Annotated in this window: 15 protein-coding genes; 4 read left to right on the top strand and 11 right to left on the bottom strand. The window is 62.0% G+C overall.

What is annotated here, in order from left to right:
• Positions 1-7: 7 nt before the first annotated feature.
• From HED64_RS07240 to clpS, 4 genes are all read right to left on the bottom strand, one after another.
• On the bottom strand, positions 8-919 hold the full coding sequence (locus HED64_RS07240) for an MBL fold metallo-hydrolase (RefSeq protein WP_132358296.1): 912 nt from the start codon (positions 917-919) through the stop codon (positions 8-10).
• Positions 916-1,845, bottom strand: coding sequence for a glutamate racemase (murI, locus tag HED64_RS07235; protein ID WP_132358298.1), 930 nt, complete (start codon positions 1,843-1,845; stop codon positions 916-918). Before murI ends, HED64_RS07240 begins: the two co-directional genes overlap by 4 nt.
• 65 nt (positions 1,846-1,910) lie before the next feature.
• Positions 1,911-2,480: a DUF2017 domain-containing protein gene (locus HED64_RS07230; protein WP_168151376.1), complete on the bottom strand. Its 570-nt coding sequence runs from the start codon at positions 2,478-2,480 to the stop codon at positions 1,911-1,913.
• A gap of 2 nt (positions 2,481-2,482) precedes the next feature.
• The gene (gene clpS, locus HED64_RS07225) at positions 2,483-2,779 is read right to left on the bottom strand and encodes an ATP-dependent Clp protease adapter ClpS (protein ID WP_132361011.1); all 297 of its coding nucleotides are present in this window, start codon (positions 2,777-2,779) and stop codon (positions 2,483-2,485) included.
• Between the two features lie 295 nt (positions 2,780-3,074).
• On the opposite strand from clpS, the gene HED64_RS07220 reads away from it, so the two are divergent.
• Both HED64_RS07220 and HED64_RS07215 read left to right on the top strand, forming a co-directional pair.
• Positions 3,075-4,388, top strand: a complete 1,314-nt coding sequence (locus HED64_RS07220) for a nicotinate phosphoribosyltransferase (RefSeq protein ID WP_168151375.1) — start codon at positions 3,075-3,077, stop codon at positions 4,386-4,388.
• A 60-nt stretch (positions 4,389-4,448) separates the two neighbouring features.
• Positions 4,449-5,084 (top strand): isochorismatase family protein, encoded by a 636-nt coding sequence (locus HED64_RS07215; protein ID WP_168151374.1) that lies wholly within the window; start codon positions 4,449-4,451, stop codon positions 5,082-5,084.
• 116 nt (positions 5,085-5,200) lie between these two features.
• On the opposite strand, the gene HED64_RS07210 is transcribed toward HED64_RS07215, so the two are convergent.
• From HED64_RS07210 to HED64_RS07185, 6 genes are all read right to left on the bottom strand, one after another.
• Positions 5,201-6,997 (bottom strand): DEAD/DEAH box helicase, encoded by a 1,797-nt coding sequence (locus tag HED64_RS07210; RefSeq protein WP_168151373.1) that lies wholly within the window; start codon positions 6,995-6,997, stop codon positions 5,201-5,203.
• An 88-nt stretch (positions 6,998-7,085) separates the two neighbouring features.
• Entirely contained in the window at positions 7,086-7,379 is a 294-nt protein-coding gene (locus HED64_RS07205) for a DUF3039 domain-containing protein (protein WP_168151372.1), read from the bottom strand.
• A gap of 78 nt (positions 7,380-7,457) precedes the next feature.
• Positions 7,458-9,026, bottom strand: a complete 1,569-nt coding sequence (locus HED64_RS07200; RefSeq protein WP_168151371.1) for a transporter — start codon at positions 9,024-9,026, stop codon at positions 7,458-7,460.
• A complete protein-coding gene (locus HED64_RS07195) occupies positions 9,008-9,787 on the bottom strand; it encodes an ABC transporter ATP-binding protein (protein ID WP_168151370.1) in 780 nt (259 codons plus the stop codon). The genes HED64_RS07200 and HED64_RS07195 overlap by 19 nt, the downstream gene beginning before the upstream one ends.
• A gap of 172 nt (positions 9,788-9,959) precedes the next feature.
• Positions 9,960-10,874, bottom strand: coding sequence for a tetratricopeptide repeat protein (locus HED64_RS07190; protein WP_168151369.1), 915 nt, complete (start codon positions 10,872-10,874; stop codon positions 9,960-9,962).
• Positions 10,875-11,102: 228 nt separating this feature from the next.
• Positions 11,103-12,872 (bottom strand): hypothetical protein, encoded by a 1,770-nt coding sequence (locus HED64_RS07185; protein WP_168151368.1) that lies wholly within the window; start codon positions 12,870-12,872, stop codon positions 11,103-11,105.
• A 226-nt stretch (positions 12,873-13,098) separates the two neighbouring features.
• Here HED64_RS07185 and HED64_RS07180 point away from each other — a divergent pair, with 226 nt between their 5' ends.
• A complete protein-coding gene (locus tag HED64_RS07180) occupies positions 13,099-14,415 on the top strand; it encodes an AI-2E family transporter (RefSeq protein ID WP_342590669.1) in 1,317 nt (438 codons plus the stop codon).
• Here the strand turns inward: HED64_RS07180 and HED64_RS07175 are convergent.
• Complete coding sequence (locus tag HED64_RS07175; protein WP_245325795.1) at positions 14,412-14,684, bottom strand: hypothetical protein; 273 nt, start codon at positions 14,682-14,684, stop codon at positions 14,412-14,414. The genes HED64_RS07180 and HED64_RS07175 overlap by 4 nt on opposite strands.
• A 208-nt stretch (positions 14,685-14,892) precedes the next feature.
• On the opposite strand from HED64_RS07175, the gene nucS reads away from it, so the two are divergent.
• Positions 14,893-15,588 (top strand): endonuclease NucS, encoded by a 696-nt coding sequence (nucS, locus tag HED64_RS07170; protein ID WP_168151366.1) that lies wholly within the window; start codon positions 14,893-14,895, stop codon positions 15,586-15,588.
• Positions 15,589-15,680 lie beyond the last annotated feature (92 nt).

The following is a 15,680-nucleotide window of genomic DNA, read 5'->3' as shown; positions in this document are numbered from 1 at the left end:
CACCGCACTACCGTCGCTTTTTGAGGGGTTGAGTGCCCGGCCATTCTCGGTTCGGTGCCGAGCGCACAATGGAGACCGGCGCGGTGGGTAGCGACTTGGGTGTGCCCAGTTGTGAGCCGGAAAAGACACCGTAGGTGACGCCGGAGACGGCCACGGCAATCCCTCCGCTGTAAACTTCCTTCGCCTCGTTGACCACGGTGTTAATGTCGGTCCAGACCGGGATGTGAGTCAGCAGGAGCCGCTCGACGTTGGCCTCGGTGGCGGCCTGACCGGCACGCTTCCCGGTGAGGTGCACTCCGTCGATGCCATCGTCGCGACCCTCTTCGAAGGCCGCCTCGCACAGGAACATATCGGCACCCGCCGCGGCTTCGACGAGCTCGGGGCAGGAATCGGTGTCACCGGAGTAGGTCAAGACGCTGGTGCGCATCGAACCGTCGGCGACGGGCTCGGTGGCCTCCACGCGCAGGGCGTAGGACTCCTCGATGGGGTGGCGCACCGGGTACGGGGTGATTGAGAACGGGCCGATTTTCACCGGCGTCCGAGACTCCCAATTCTGGAAGTCGTAGTCCGGATGCATGCCCTCCTCCAGCGGCAATCCATAGGCGGTGGCCATGCGGTCCGCGGTAGCTGCGGGACCGTGAACCAGCATTCGATCGCGGTTCCAGCCGTTCGGATCCCAGCGGATGGCCACGTGCATACCGCAAAGGTCCATGCAGTGGTCTGGGTGCAGGTGGGATATGAAGATCCCGTCAAGGTCCTTGATGTCCACGTAGCGCTGCAGCACGCCGAGTGCTCCGGAGCCGAGGTCAAGGAGAATCTTCCAGTCGCGTGTCCCATCGAACGCCGTGATCAGGTAGCAGGAGGCGGGTGAGCCCGGACCCGGGAAGGAACCGGTGCAGCCAATGATCGTCAACTTCATGAGGCACTCGCTTTCGAAAGGGCAAGCATCTGCGGAGTGATCATCGCGATGGAGCCGGTCGGATAGTGGGCGGCCACGTTCTTTACTTGCTCCACGGCAAGGACCTCGGGGCCCAAGAAGCGACGGGCAAGAATCTCAAAACTTTGAGCATCCCCGGTAGCAAGGAATTGGTGGCTTGGCGCGGATTCTTCGGTGCGTGCCAGATCATGGCGCATCAGCTCGCGATATACGTCCTTGGCAGTTTCCTCAGCGCTGGAAACCAGCGTGACGTCCTCGCCCATAACGTAGGAAATAACACCGGTGAGCAACGGGTAGTGCGTACAACCCAATACCAGCGTGTCAACGCCTGCTGCCTTGAGCGGCGCTAAGTAGGTTGCTGCAGTTTCCAATAGCTCGGCGCCTGTGGTGATGCCGTTTTCAACAAACTCAACAAATCGCGGGCAAGCCACCGAGGTAATGGAGTAGTGCGGTGCTGCGGCAAAGGCGTCCTCGTAGGCCCGCGAACTCACGGTAGCCAGGGTGCCGATGACACCGATCTTCCCATTGCGTGTCGCCGCGACGGCACGGCGCACGGCCGGCTGAATGACTTCAACAACGGGAATCCCGTAGCGGGCGGTGTAGCGCTCCCGGGCGTCGCGCAGCACGGCGGCGGATGCGGAATTGCACGCGATCACCAGAAGTTTAACTCCGGCGTCAACCAGCTCGTCCATCACCCCCAGCGCATTGGCGCGGACCTCTGCGATGGGCAAGGGGCCGTAGGGTGAATTCGCCGTGTCTCCGACGTACATCGTCGATTCGCCCGGAAGCTGATCGATGATGGCGCGAGAGACAGTTAAACCGCCAACCCCCGAGTCAAAAATACCCAAGGGCGCATTCGCCTGGGGACTCACGGGGGGACGCTGATCGTTGGAGGACGCACTTGTCATGGTCTACGAAGACTACTTGGTTTTTTCACGCAACCGTTAGCAAGCGCGACACAGTGTCGCTGGACTCACAGCGATTTCAGCATGGCCTGCATCAGGGATTCTTGCATCCACGTGACGAAATTATATACCAGTGCAAGGTATTCGTCGACCGATTCTGCCTTCGACCAATCGTCCTGCGCGTGGATCCGTTCAGCATCTTCTTCGCTCTCCAGACCCAGCCGTTCAGCCAAGACTAGGCGCACGTCATTGATGGCGGCGGCAAAACGTGGGGCTGTTTGTTCACTGAGCAGAATGCTGCCCGATTCCATCAATAGGGCGGCTTCGCGGAGCGCTCCGATTTTGCGTTCACGGATGCCACGCTCGGAAAGCCGGCGGAACTCCAGCGACGCGTCCGCGTCATCGGGGTTTGAATCCGGCAGTAGGCGCATGGTGGCACGATCGGTCGGCGGGCCAAAGTCTTCGCGGTGGGCATTGGAATCCATCCCCACCATGGCCCACAACGGATCCTCGTCCGGTACGACTTCCGGTTCCAGCAACGTGATGACGTCCTGAAACAGGCCGCGCATCAATTGACGTTCGGCGGCTTCCAGCGTTGCGGAGAATCCGCGCGGGGTGTTCTTGAATGCTCGAGCCATGATTAGGCGGCGTCCTCTTTCGACAGGGTGGCCCACAGACCGAAGCCGTGCATGGCCGCGACATCGGACTCGATCTTTTCCCGGTTACCGGTGGCGACCACACTGCGGCCGTCCTGGTGCACCTGCATCATCAGCTTCTCGGCCTTCTCCTCGGAATATCCGAAGTAGGACCGGAAGACATAGCTGACGTAGCTCATGAGATTCACCGGGTCATTCCAGATGATCAAGATATAGGGCTGATCCAATTGGTGTGCTTGGGCCTGCTCCACGTGCTCAAGCACATCGGGCATCGCAGTCATGGTTGGCATGATTCCATTCTACGACCGGGTGCCACCGATTCGAACCCAGTCCAAAGTCCACCTGTGCGTATGTTAGGTGCCCACGGTCCAAAGTGAAGCAAGTGTGTCCGACGCGCTCGGTTCTGACAACAAGGTTCCGGCAGCGGGTTTAGAGTAGCTTCTAACGAACGAACCGCCGGATCTATTGGAACCCACCGTCCATGGTGGGGCACCACCGCGTCCCGCGCCGGGCAATGGTGCCCGGCACAGCAACAATCAACCACCCCCATTCCCCCGTCGCGAGGAGCCCTCGGCTATGTGGCAGCAGCCCACTTCACTGTTTACCGACCACTACGAGCTGACCATGCTGCAGGCCTCACTGCACTCGGGCGCGGCCCACCGACCCAGTGTTTTTGAAGCCTTCGCTCGTCGTCTTCCCGAGGGCCGGCGCTACGGCGTCTTGGCAGGGACCGGCCGGATCTTAGAGGGCCTGAAGGAATTCCGGTTCGGCGAGGAGCAGCTGCGCTTCCTATCCGACACCAAGGTGGTTGATGCAACCACCATCAAGTACCTCGAAAATTTCTCGTTCAGCGGAAACATCTATGGTTATGCCGAAGGGGAAATCTACTTCCCCTATTCACCGGTCATGATCGTTGAGTCAACCTTCGCCGAAGCCTGTGTCTTGGAGACTTTTGTGCTCTCCGCACTGAATCACGACTCCGCGATTGCCTCGGCAGCCTCACGCATGATTGCCGCCGCCGGAACGCGCCCGTGCATCGAGATGGGGTCCCGACGCACCCACGAGGAGTCGGCCGTGGCCGCCGCCCGCGCGGCCATCATCGCCGGATTCGACTCGACGTCCAACTTGGAGGGCGGACACCGCTACGGCCTCAAGACCGTGGGAACCGCCGCACACTCCTTCACCCTGCTGCACGACTCCGAGCGGGCAGCATTCCAGGCTCAGGTCGATTCGATGGGCGTGGGCACCGCCCTCCTGGTGGATACCTACGATGTGGAGCAGGGTGTGCGCACCGCCGTGGAGGTGGCAGGTTCCGAACTCGGCGCCGTGCGTCTTGACTCCGGCGACCTCGTGGAGCAGGCCCGCTGGGTACGCACGCTGCTTGATGATCTGGGCAACGAGAACACCCGGATCATGGTCACCTCCGACCTCGACGAATACGCCATCGCCTCCCTACAGTCGGCCCCGGTTGACTCCTACGGCGTGGGTACCTCGCTGGTCACCGGTTCCGGACATCCGACGGCCTCGATGGTCTACAAGCTGGTCTCGCGCCACAACGACGCCGGTGAATTTGTCGATGTTGCCAAGGCTGCCAAGAACAAGGTTTCCGTGGGCGGACGAAAGTACGCCGTACGTCAGCTGGACGAACGTGGCCGAGCCACGGAGGAACTGATCGGGATTGGCGAGATTCCCGAGACCGACGCCAACGACCGCCTCTTGCTGGAGCAGTTTGTTGTTAATGGCGAGATCAACACCGATTTCACCGCAGCCTCCGGAGTGCGTCGCGCCGTAAAGCGTCACCGTGACTCGATCAAGGAGATGCCGGGGACCTCCCGGCGTCTGCAGCGCGGGGAACCGGTGATCCCCACTCGCTTCATCAATGAGGACTAGCTCCCCCGCACCCTCTCGTCGTCGTCTCCCACTACTTTAATGCCGCAAAGGAACAGTGCCATGAGCCAGGAAGTAACCGAATCAGCTGATCGAGCCCCGCTCAGGGCCTTGATCATCGTTGATGTTCAGAATGATTTCTGTGAGGGCGGTGCCCTGGGCATCACCGGCGGGGAGGCGGTGGCCACGGCCATTGCCACCGTGGTGCGGGAGCGCGCGGATTCATACTCAGCGGTCCTCGCGACCCAAGACTGGCATATTGATCCGGGGCCGCACTTTTCACCAACGCCCGACTTCACCAATTCCTGGCCCGAGCACTGCTTGGCTGCTCAGCCGGGAGCGGCGCTGCATCCGGCGATGGATGAGGTGGCCGGATTGATCGGACAGCATTTTCGCAAGGGCCACTTTGCCGCGGCGTATTCGGGGTTTGAGGGCCGACTGGCAGCTGCCGACGCGCACGCCGCCGATGAATCGGGTCCGCTGCTCGGCGATTGGCTCCGCGACGCTAACGTCACCGCGGTCGACATCGTTGGCCTGGCCACCGACTACTGCGTGCGGGCCACCGCACTGGATGCCATCGCCCAGGGATTCGACACCACCGTCATTTCCCAACTGACAGCTGCCGTCCATCAGGAAAACGCGGCATCGGTGCTTCAAGAATTGCGTGACGCCCGGGTGACGGTACTCTCGCTGGGTTAGTCAGCTGGAGGCTGGGAAGAGTGTCGCTGCCCGTCGTCTAGGCACAAAAATGCCGCTCACCTCGGGTGTGACGAACAGTTCGTCACACCCGAGGTAAGCGGCATTTGCCGTTATGGTTACTTCTTGCCGATGAACCAGCCCTGTAACTTCGCCAGGCGCTTTTGTAGCTGCTCGGCATCGGCTTGGGCGACGGCCGGTCCCCCACAAACCTCGCGCAGCTTCGTGTGAATGACCCCGTGCGGAGTGCCGGTCCGGGCACTCCACGCCGAAACGTTTTTCGACAGTGTCGAGCGCATATCCATCAGCGCGCGGTGGTCAACCAACGGAGCAGCCTCCGGCTCCTGCGCCGTCTTGCGCACCTTGCGGCGGGAAACCTGTTCTGCCTGGCGCTGGCGTAGTAGTACCCCCACCTGCTCGGCATCCAAGAGCCCGGGAATGCCCAGGAAGTCTTCCTCTTCCTCCGAACCCACGGCTCCGCCGGTACCAAATTCGCCGCCGTCAAAGAGCACCCGGTCGAAGGAGGCGTTGGAATTCAGCGCCTCAAACTTCGCCTTGTTCAGCTCATCGCTGGCCTTTTCCTCGCGGTTGGCCTCGGCAACCAGAGCATCCTCGGGATTGTAGTCCGGGTCCTGGAAGTGCTGCTCCGGGCGATCCAGCGCGTGGTCACGCTCGGTTTCCATCTCGTTGGCCAGAGCCATGAGCACCGGCACCGAGGGCAGGAAGATCGACGCGACTTCGCCGCGCTTTCGGCTTCGCACATAACGGCCCACGGCCTGAGCGAAGAACAGCGGGGTGGAGGTAGAGGTGGCGTACACGCCCACGCATAACCGAGGCACGTCAACACCTTCGGACACCATCCGAACGGCGACCATCCAGCGCGAATCCCCGGCGGAGAACGCATCGATCTTCTTGGAGGCACCGGAGTCATCGGAGAGGATGACGGTGACCTTCTCGCCGCAAATCTTCTCCAGCTGCTCGGCATAGGCCCGCGCATCTTCATGGTCGGTGGCGATGACCAGGGCACCGGCATCTGGCACCGTGCGGCGCACCTGAGTCAGCCGCTTATCCGCGGCGGCCAGCACCGAAGGGATCCAGTCTCCGGCAGGGTTCAGCGCCGTGCGCCAGGCATTGGCGGTGATGTCCTTGGTGAAGCCCTCACCAAGCTGGGCTTCCATTTCCTCACCGGCTGCCGTCTTCCAGCGCATCGAACCGGAGTAGGCCATGAACAGCACGGGGCGCACCACGTGGTCACGCAGCGCATTGCCATAGCCGTAGGTGTAGTCGGCCTTGGAGCGGCGAATGCCATCGGGTCCCTCCGCATATTCAACAAAGGGAATCGCAGCGGTGTCAGAGCGGAAGGGGGTACCAGTCAGCGCCAGGCGCCGGGTGGCCGGCTCAAAGGCCTCACGGATACCTTCGCCCCAGCTCAGGGCGTCACCACCGTGGTGGATTTCGTCCATGATGACCAGGGTGCGGGCACCCTCGGTTTTGGCGCGGTGCAGCAGTGGCTTGGAGGCGACCTGCGCATAGGTCAGTACGATGCCGATGTAGCCATCGCCGTGGCGTCCATCGGAATTCTTGAAGTTCGGATCCAACGCCAAACCGACGCGACCGGCGGCATCCGACCACTGCTTTTTGAGGTGGTCGGTGGGGGCAACAACGATGATGCGGTTCACCGTTTTGGCGTCGACCAACACCTTGGCCAGACGAAGCGCGAAGGTGGTTTTACCTGCACCGGGAGTTGCCACCGCCATGAAGTCGCGCGGGTTGTCGGTGAAGTACTTATCCAGGGCTTCGGCCTGCCAGGCACGCAGCTTGGGACCCGTGCCCCAGGCGGCACGTTCGGGGTACGCGGGAGGAAGACGGTCCTCCAGGGGCAGCTTGTCTGCAAGTGAGAACAAGGTATCGGTCATGCATACACCTCCACGGCGCTAAAAACTTTCCCCCTTGCACACAGCTGTGCACAAGGGGGTATTACTCATGAATTGCGTAGTGGAAGCCCTACTTTTTGGGCTTGTCGCCGCCGTTGAAGCCCTCGTAGATTTCCTTGCATTCGGGGCATACGGGGAACTTCTGCGGGTCGCGGCCCGGGATCCAGACCTTGCCGCACAGGGCGATGACGGGGTCGCCGGACAGCGCGGACTCCATGATCTTTTCCTTACGCACATAGTGTGCAAAGCGTTCGTGGTCCCCCGCCTCAACTTCCTGGGCGACCTCGGTGCGCTCGATCGTGGTGGCACCTCCGCCGGAGGTAGTGTGCGGGTCATTACGGAACGGATCCAGGGGCATGCTCATGTCCACCAGTCTAACAAGGCCGACCCCCTTTGCCAGCAGATCGGCAGCGTGCGGTAGGTCGCATCCGCCAAAACCTCTCTACTTGTTGACCATCACCGCACCCATGAGCTCCGGAGCGCGCCGATCCATCCAGCGTCCGCCGATGCGGATTCCCAGTACCAACAAAACACTGCCGATGACGATCCCCACCACACCACCGAGCCAGCCCAAGAGATCATTTCCGGTGAGGTATTGCGCCAAGCCGAGTCCGGCCGCTGGAGCCAACAGCACGCCCATAACGGAGAAGGTGGCCAGCTGCACCACGGCAATGCGCGCACCCGCCCCGGGAGGCGTCTTGAAGGGACTCTCCCCCGGCAACGGCACCGAGTAGGTGAAGCGGGCCGAGGCCACGGAGGAAACTCCGAGTCCGGTCAGCAGTGCACACAGTGAGATTCCGATGGAGGCCGGCAGCAACTCGGCTCGGCCCAGTAACACCGGCGGCAGGATCGATGCCAGGAGCGTCACCGGAAGTCCAATGACGGCACAGGCCAGCACGCGGCCGGCACGGTCATGAATCCCACGTACCCCGGAGAGCACATGCAGACAGAAAGCCGTGGAGTCGTAGGAAACATCGGCGGAAATGGCGAACCCCATCAGCACACCCAGAAGCGGACCGAGCAACAGCATGAATTCAGCGCCACCGTTGAGTCCGGCGCTGAACCAGATCACTACCGGGAGCAGGGGAACCATGACGATGCTGGCCCCGTAACGCGGGTCCTTGAACCAGTAGGTCATGGCCCGAGCGGCAACGGCACCGGTGGGCGTAGAGGGGAAAATGTTAAAGGCGCCCATGCCCACGGCCTTGGTGCTGGTCTTGGCCGAACGCGGGGATTCCATGGCCCGATGCAGTGCCCTTTCCCAGGCCCAGATCGCTGCGGCCAGATAGAGCAGGCCCAGCGCCAAGCGGCCCACCGCCACTGCTGTACTACCCGCGGCCAGATCCCCCGGCACCGCGGCAAAAACGCCCAAGGGAGTCCAACCGAGCACCTGGGCCAGCCGTGGCAGCAAATCCGTCAGGCCGTCAATTCCGTCGGTCACTACCACCAGCAACGGACCGAGCAGCATCAGTGGAATGATCACCAGGATGCCGGCGACATCTTTGAAACGCCGCGACCCGGTGAGCTGGGCCATGGTGGTGGTGGTCAATCTGGCCAGCACCAGGCATAACATCGCCGCTAGCACCCCGCACAGGAGGGCAGCGAGCAGCGTGGAGAGTTCTGCGCGCCAGGCGAGGAACTGGCCGCTGAGCACCAGCAGCGTCAGCAGCCCGGGGATCCCGATGAATCCAGAGAGCAAGAGTCCGATGGCCAACTGGGGCCGCGAAATCGCGAAGGTCGTGAACCGTGCCGGATCCAAGGTCAAATCAACACCGAAGGCTACCAGCGGGATCAGCGCCCAGCCGAGGGTGATGGCCGAGACGGCCAATACCAAGACCATCGAAATGAAGGTGGCCTCCCGATCAACCAAGAACGCCATGGCGGAGACCAGCATGCTGATCACACCCAGGGCATAGAGACCGGCAAGAATCACACCAACCAGTTGCCAGGGGCTGCGCCGGAAGGAGTTGCCTAAGAGCAGGAGCTTGAGCTTTAGGAGGTATGCAACCATGAGAGCCCCTCGTTGTTGCCGCGGCCGCCGACCAGATCCACAAATCTGTCTTCCAGGCTCATCCCCGCGCGCACCTCGTCGACACTGCCGGCAGCCAGCAGGTTGCCGTTGGCGATGACAGCTACGTGGCTACACATGCGCTGAACCAGATCCATGACGTGGGAGGAGACGATGACGGTGCCGCCGTGGGCCACATAGTCGGCGAGAATCCCACGAATGTTGGCCGCCGAGACGGGGTCCACCGCTTCGAAGGGTTCATCGAGGACTAGCAACCTCGGGGAATGGATCAGGGCCGTGGCCAGGGCGATTTTTTTGGTCATACCGGCGGAATAGTCGACGACCAATTTGCTGCCGGCATCTTCAAGGTCCAGCACGCGCAAGAGATCTTCGGTACGTTCATCCACTGTGGCTCGGTCCATGCCACGCAGCAGCCCAGCATAGGTCACCAGTTGGCGCCCGGACAGCCTGTCGAAGAGCCGCACGCCGTCCGCCAGCACGCCCAGCGCTGCCTTGGCCTTAAGCGGTTGCTCCCACACATCGATGCCGTGAACCCAGATCTGCCCGGCATCCGGGCGCATCAGACCGGTGGCCATTGACAGCGTGGTGGTTTTTCCCGCTCCGTTGGGGCCCACGAGGCCAAAAAATGAACCGGTCGGAACGTCGAGAGAAATGCCGTTAACGGCAACTTTTGCACCGAACCGCTTCCCGAGCTCGCGGATCGACAGGGCTGGTGCACCGGGATCTAGGTAAGAGTTGCTCATGCCATTGAAATTAGCAGTCGGCACATGGTTTCGCCGTCATCCCTACGGACTAATTCATTCGTTGGCGTACGTGAGGGAAGCACCAAAAGGCAAAACTCATGGGAGACAACTCGCGGTGCTGCGAGGTGCCTCCCATGAGTTTGTACATGGCGGGTCCTGCCGCCGTAAATATTTAGAACAGAACGCGAGCCAGCTTCTGACGAGAGGTCACAACGCGCGGATCGCCCACACCCACCACCGAATACAGTTCAACGAGGCGTGCGCGGGCCGCTTCCTTCTCGTCCCCCACATTGCGACCGATGAAGGCCACCAACCGGGCGAAGGCGTCTTCGACGTGGCCACCCACCAGATCCATGTCCGCGACGTCCAACTGGCCGGCCAGATCATCGGGGTTAGCTGCCCCCGCGCTGCGGACCTGGGCCAGGTCTTTACCCTCGGTGCGGATCAGCAGACGGACCTGGTTCAGGCCGATGGATGCTTCATTGTCATTCGGCTTTTCGTTCAGCGCCTGCTTATAGGCGTTCTCGGCACCATTCAGGTCCCCGGCTTCCAGCGCGTCAAGTGCTGCCTGATGCAGTGGGGGCAGTGCCACCGGCGCCGCCGTGGCAGCCGAGGTTCCCAGGGGCGGGATGGTTCCGGCGACCCCGTGCTGCACACCCAAGGACATCAGTTCGTCGATGATTGACTGGATCTGTGCTTGTTCGGCACCACCCTGGAAGAGGGGAACGGGCTGGCCGTTGATCAGTGCGACGACCGCAGGCACCTGGGTGAGCTGGAACGCCTGCGCAATGGCGGGTTCCTTTTCCGCATCCACCGTTGCCAGCGCCAGCGCGCCGCCCTTGGCATCGACCAGCGTTGCCAACAGTCCATCAAGTTGCACGGATCCCGGCGAACGTGGGTTACCGAGAGAAACGATGACCGGAACTTGGTTGGACAGGGCCACAATTTCCGGGAAGAGCGCCTGATCAACGGCGCGGACCCAGGTGGGTGCGCCCTCGGCGATTGGTGCGGCAGGCTCGGGCGTTGCTGCCTTGAGGGCAGCCAGATCAATGGCGCCACGGGAGGACGGAGGCGTGGGTTCAGGCATGCTGGTGGTCATCCCTCTACTTTAGGCCCGCGCGGGCCACGAGGAAAACTCGTACGCTGCCCGCTGACAAGCTGAGCCGAGGCACCTTGGGCGCAGGGCACAAAAAAGGCGTGATGGCCTTCGGTACGGGTTCCGTTCCCCGCACCAATTGCCACCACGCCATTTCTTCGCTGGCTCCTCAGTCCGATCTGTGCGGTGACCCGCTGATCGACCAAGGTGCCGCTGGTACTACTTCAGAAGCTTCGCACCCTTGGTAATGACCTCGGCAGCGACCACCGAGACTTTATCCTTTGAATCGGCTGCCGGGATGTAAACCAGCATCGGCTCGCCATAGGTAATCTCGATGCCCTTCTTGGTGTCCTTGGCATCAACAATCTTCGAGGTCACCGCGTCAAGGCCGATGGTACCGCCGTCTTCCTTCGGCTTGGCGGTGGTCACCGAGGTGAAGTTGCCCGATACCAAGGCGCCACCGTCTGGGGTGGAAATCACGACAGTATCGTCGTTGTTTACCGTGCGCTTGAAGCTGATCTTTCCGTCCTTGTTGCCGCTGACCAAGGCGTTTTGGTCCTTGGTGTTCAGCGTCAGGAAGGCGTTCTCGGCGAAGTTGTCGGCGTATTTGGACTTCTCGTTGTCCATGAAATCTGCCAAACGCGTGAGCGCCGTCTTTGGTGTCATCTTCAGATCCTTAGCGTCATCCTTCAGCGACTTCACCGAAGGATCACCCACACCGATGCCCGGGAAGGTGGAGCCGGGCAGCATCTGGGTGGCGAAGGCGACCTGGTAGTTATCGCGCGCGCTCTTCTGGGTCAACGTTATGACGCTCGGGATCGTTGAAGCGGCCGAGTCCTTGGCGGTGACCACCATGATGGAGCGCGGGAAGTGAGCACCGTCGTCAGTGGGGACTGCGGCGGAGCGAATCACCGTGGTGTCGAGGGCGGAGGGGCCATCAATCTTCACTCCGTCGTTGCGCAGCTTGTAGTTCTCCGTGCGCAGAGTCTTTAGAGCCGCGGTGGTGCGCTCATCAAGGTCAGCAGCCTTCTTGGACTTATCGGCCTTCGCCACGGAGGTAGAAACCTCACCGAGGATTCTCTCGAGCTGATCCTGGAGAACCACCGGGTAAACCTCCGGTGCTTCCTCGCTGGCTGTGGCCGAGGCGCTTTCGGATAACGTAGCGCTCTCTGAGGGAGTGGCGCTGGCGGCCATGGCCGGACCGGCGGGAAGCACGGCGAGGGCCAGAACCGATGCTGCTGCAACAACCTTCGCCACGGTGTTCGGTGAACCGGGTTCGTTCTTCGGTTTGCTCGGCGTTTCGATAACGCCGGTAGCTGCGGTGGGCAGCGAACCGGTGGCCGGGGCCACCGCGGTGTCAACGGAACGACGTCCGCCACCGGTGGAGCCGCCACGAGGAGTGGTGCGTACCGCGGCCAGAGCGATTCCAATGATCAGGAGCAGCGCACCGGAAATGATCAGTGGCATCGAGAACGGGGTGGCGGTGTCGCCGGGCCAAGAGGCGGTGATCTGCGTCGGTGCTGCGGCCTTGCCATCGGCGGCCAGCAACAGCGTCCACGAGCCCGCATCGGGGTTGGTCCAGCGGTAGCTCATCGTCTTGTCTGCGTTTTCCGTGCTCTGAACGATATCGGCCTTAGCCGGGTTCGGGACCGTGGCTTCACCGGTCTTCGAGCTGACGTCGAATTCCATGGTCTCGGCGTTGATACCGCTGATGGTGGTGTGAGCGGCCTTGCCCACCCATGCCTGTGCATCGGCCGAACGCACCAGCGAGGCAGTGAACTTGCCATCGGAGGTGATGGTGATATCCGTGGGGTGAGCCCCCACGGTACCGATCCCTGCCTCGAGGAGGGTGACGGGGGCATCGGCCGGAGCCGTGGCAACGGAAGCGGTCAGCGTCTCGGGCGGAGCCCAAATAGTACGCTGACCGATCCCTGCCACCAGGGCAGCCAGCCCAAGAATGATAGCGATCGCTGAGAAGATCTTTCGCACAATTACACCTAACGGAAGGGGGGTCGAAATTCGGCCACTGATACACCTGCCGCAGATAAAACCACGGCGAGCACGTTTCAAGTCTAACGAGTGTGACCGATTTCGGGTTCCTAGATGTGCGTAGTAACACGCCCGGAGGGCACGTGTCCTTCACCATGTCCGCAACCTAGCGTCCCGCGACGAAAGAATGGTGCCAGCTGGTCCCCGGCGTACTAGTCTCGAATTTGTGACTACTCAAGACGGGAATAACGACAAGGACGGGACCACCGCTGGCGCGCCACAAGCCGCCAGTTCGCCGGTTCCCGAACAGAACGAATCCGCGATGGCGAATACTAGCCCAGAGCCGGCGGTGCATAGTGCCCCTCAGCGCTGGTGGCGCCGCGTATTGGGCACCGCGCAGCACACCCTCGATACACGGATCAAGCCACCGGCGAACTTCGGCTTCCCGCCCGTTCCCAACCCGAATCAGGCCCAGACCGATGCCGAGCTCGGCGATTTGGCAGCTGCCCCGGCAACCCACCCCATCGCCTTCGGCTTCCTCTTTACCGTGGGTGTGGGCCTAGCCCTGCTGGGCTTCTTCCTGCTGACCAATGTGGGATCGCTGGTCATCTGGATCGCGATTGCACTATTCATTGCGCTCGGGCTCGATCCCATCGTGCGCTTCCTGGTCACCCGCGGTATCACCCGGACCGTCGGCGTTTTGATCACGATGGTGGCGCTGCTGGGCTCGGTGGCCGGTTTCATCTCCAGCATCATCCCCACACTGACCGAGCAGACCTCGCAGTTCATCGAGCGTGCCCCAAAAATCGTTGACGACTTCCTCAAGTCGGAATTTTTCGTCACCCTCGATGCGCAATATCAGCTCTCGGATCGCATCAGCCTGGAGATTGGCAAGTTCTTTTCCGACACCGGCGCCGTCGGCGGAATCTTTGGCGGTGTGCTGGGCGTGGGCACGGTCATCGCCCAGGGCATGTTTGGCGTGCTGATTGTGCTGGTGCTGGCCATCTACTTCTTGGCCTCATTACCCGCACTCAAGACCTTTGCCTACCGCTTGGCCCCGTATTCACGTCGAGCCCGGGTGGAGGAACTGGGCGATACCATCATGCATTCGGTGGGTAACTACGTCATCGGGCAGGCCTTTGTGGCCCTGCTTAATGCGGCCATCGCACTGATCTTGATGAGTATTCTGCATGTGCCCTTTGCTGCCTTGCTCACCGTGTTGGTCGCCATGCTGGCCTTCATCCCGCTGGTTGGAGCGGTGACCGCCGGGATCCTCGTCTCGCTGATTTCGCTGACCCTGGGCTGGCAGACCGCTGCCATCTACGCCATCTGCTACTTCGGCTACCTGCAGATCGAGGCCTACTTCATCTCTCCTCGGGTGATGCAAAAGGCTGTCTCGGTACCTGGTGCCGTGGCGGTGATCGCCGTGATCGCCGGCGGCTCACTGCTGGGCGTGGTGGGTGCGCTGATGGCAATTCCCGTTGCCGCGGCCATCATGTTGATTCTGCGCGAGGTCTTTATTGTCAGGCAAGACCAGCGCTAATACCGGTAGGAGCGCGAATCCCAGCACTTGGGGTGCCAGTGGCGTCGCGCGGCGGCCGAGGCATCGTCGCCGGACCAGTGATCTGCCCGCCAAGCCACCAGGTGTTCGGTGCCGGGGCCGATGGACCGCCCACAGCCGGGGCAGGTATAGGTCTTGGCCGCACCCACGGAAGAGATGCGACGCACGTGCCACTGCCCGTCCGGAGCGTCCTGCAGCCGCTGAACCCCATAGCGGGCCTTCTCCAGCCACGGCTCCTGAGTATCGTCCACCGGTCTCGTCCATTTATTGACCCGGCCAGATCGGGGCACGGGTGCGGAGGAACGGGAGGGACGATTGGAGCGGGCCATGTTTCAATTCTGCCCCACATCATCGCTGACCCCCAGCCGGGACGCGATGGCACCACCTGCGTGCCCCTCCCCGCGTGGTGAGCGGCACATCTGCTCGGAGCGATGCACGAAACCCGGTAGAGTGCACTCTGTGCGTTTAGTGATTGCCAAGTGTTCAGTTGATTATGAGGGCCGTTTGCGTGCCCATCTCCCCCTAGCGACCCGCCTGTTAATGGTGAAGGCCGATGGCTCGGTGCTGGTGCATTCCGACGGCGGTAGCTACAAGCCGCTGAACTGGATGAGCCCCCCGGCAGTGATGCGCGTGGTGGCTCCCGATGAAGAGCAGGCAGCGGAGGGCGATGTGGAGCTCTGGCACGTTGCCCACCAGAAGTCCGATGACCGTCTGGTGGTGCACATCAAGGAGGTCATCCACGACTCCCAGCACAACCTGGGCATCGACCCTGGCCTGATTAAGGACGGCGTCGAGGGAGATCTGCAGCGGCTGCTGGCCGACCAGATCGAGACGGTTGGCGCCGGCTACACCCTGATCCGCCGCGAATACATGACGGCCATTGGCCCGGTAGACATCCTCGCCCGTGACGCCGCTAGCGCGACGGTCGCCATCGAACTTAAGCGCAATGGCGACATCGACGGCGTTGAGCAGCTCAGCCGCTACCTCGAATTGCTCAACCGCGACCCCTTGTTACGCCCCGTGCGCGGCATCTTCGCCGCCCAAAAGATAAAGCCGCAGGCCCGCACGCTGGCCACCGACCGTGGCATCGACTGCCTGATTCTCGATTACGATGCCATGCGCGGCGTAGATGATGTGGCGGCACGACTCTTCTAGAGTTCTCGCGGCTTTTCGTGCCGCTCGGGACACTCCGTCGCACCTTGGTCGTGCTGCCGCATGCCGGCAAAGCCCGGCGGTTTGAGACGGCC

The organism is Paeniglutamicibacter terrestris, assembly GCF_012271785.1.
GTDB lineage: Bacteria > Actinomycetota > Actinomycetes > Actinomycetales > Micrococcaceae > Paeniglutamicibacter > Paeniglutamicibacter terrestris.
The sequence above is the reverse complement of the archived record's forward strand: the minus strand, read 5'-3'. Positions and strand labels throughout refer to the sequence as shown.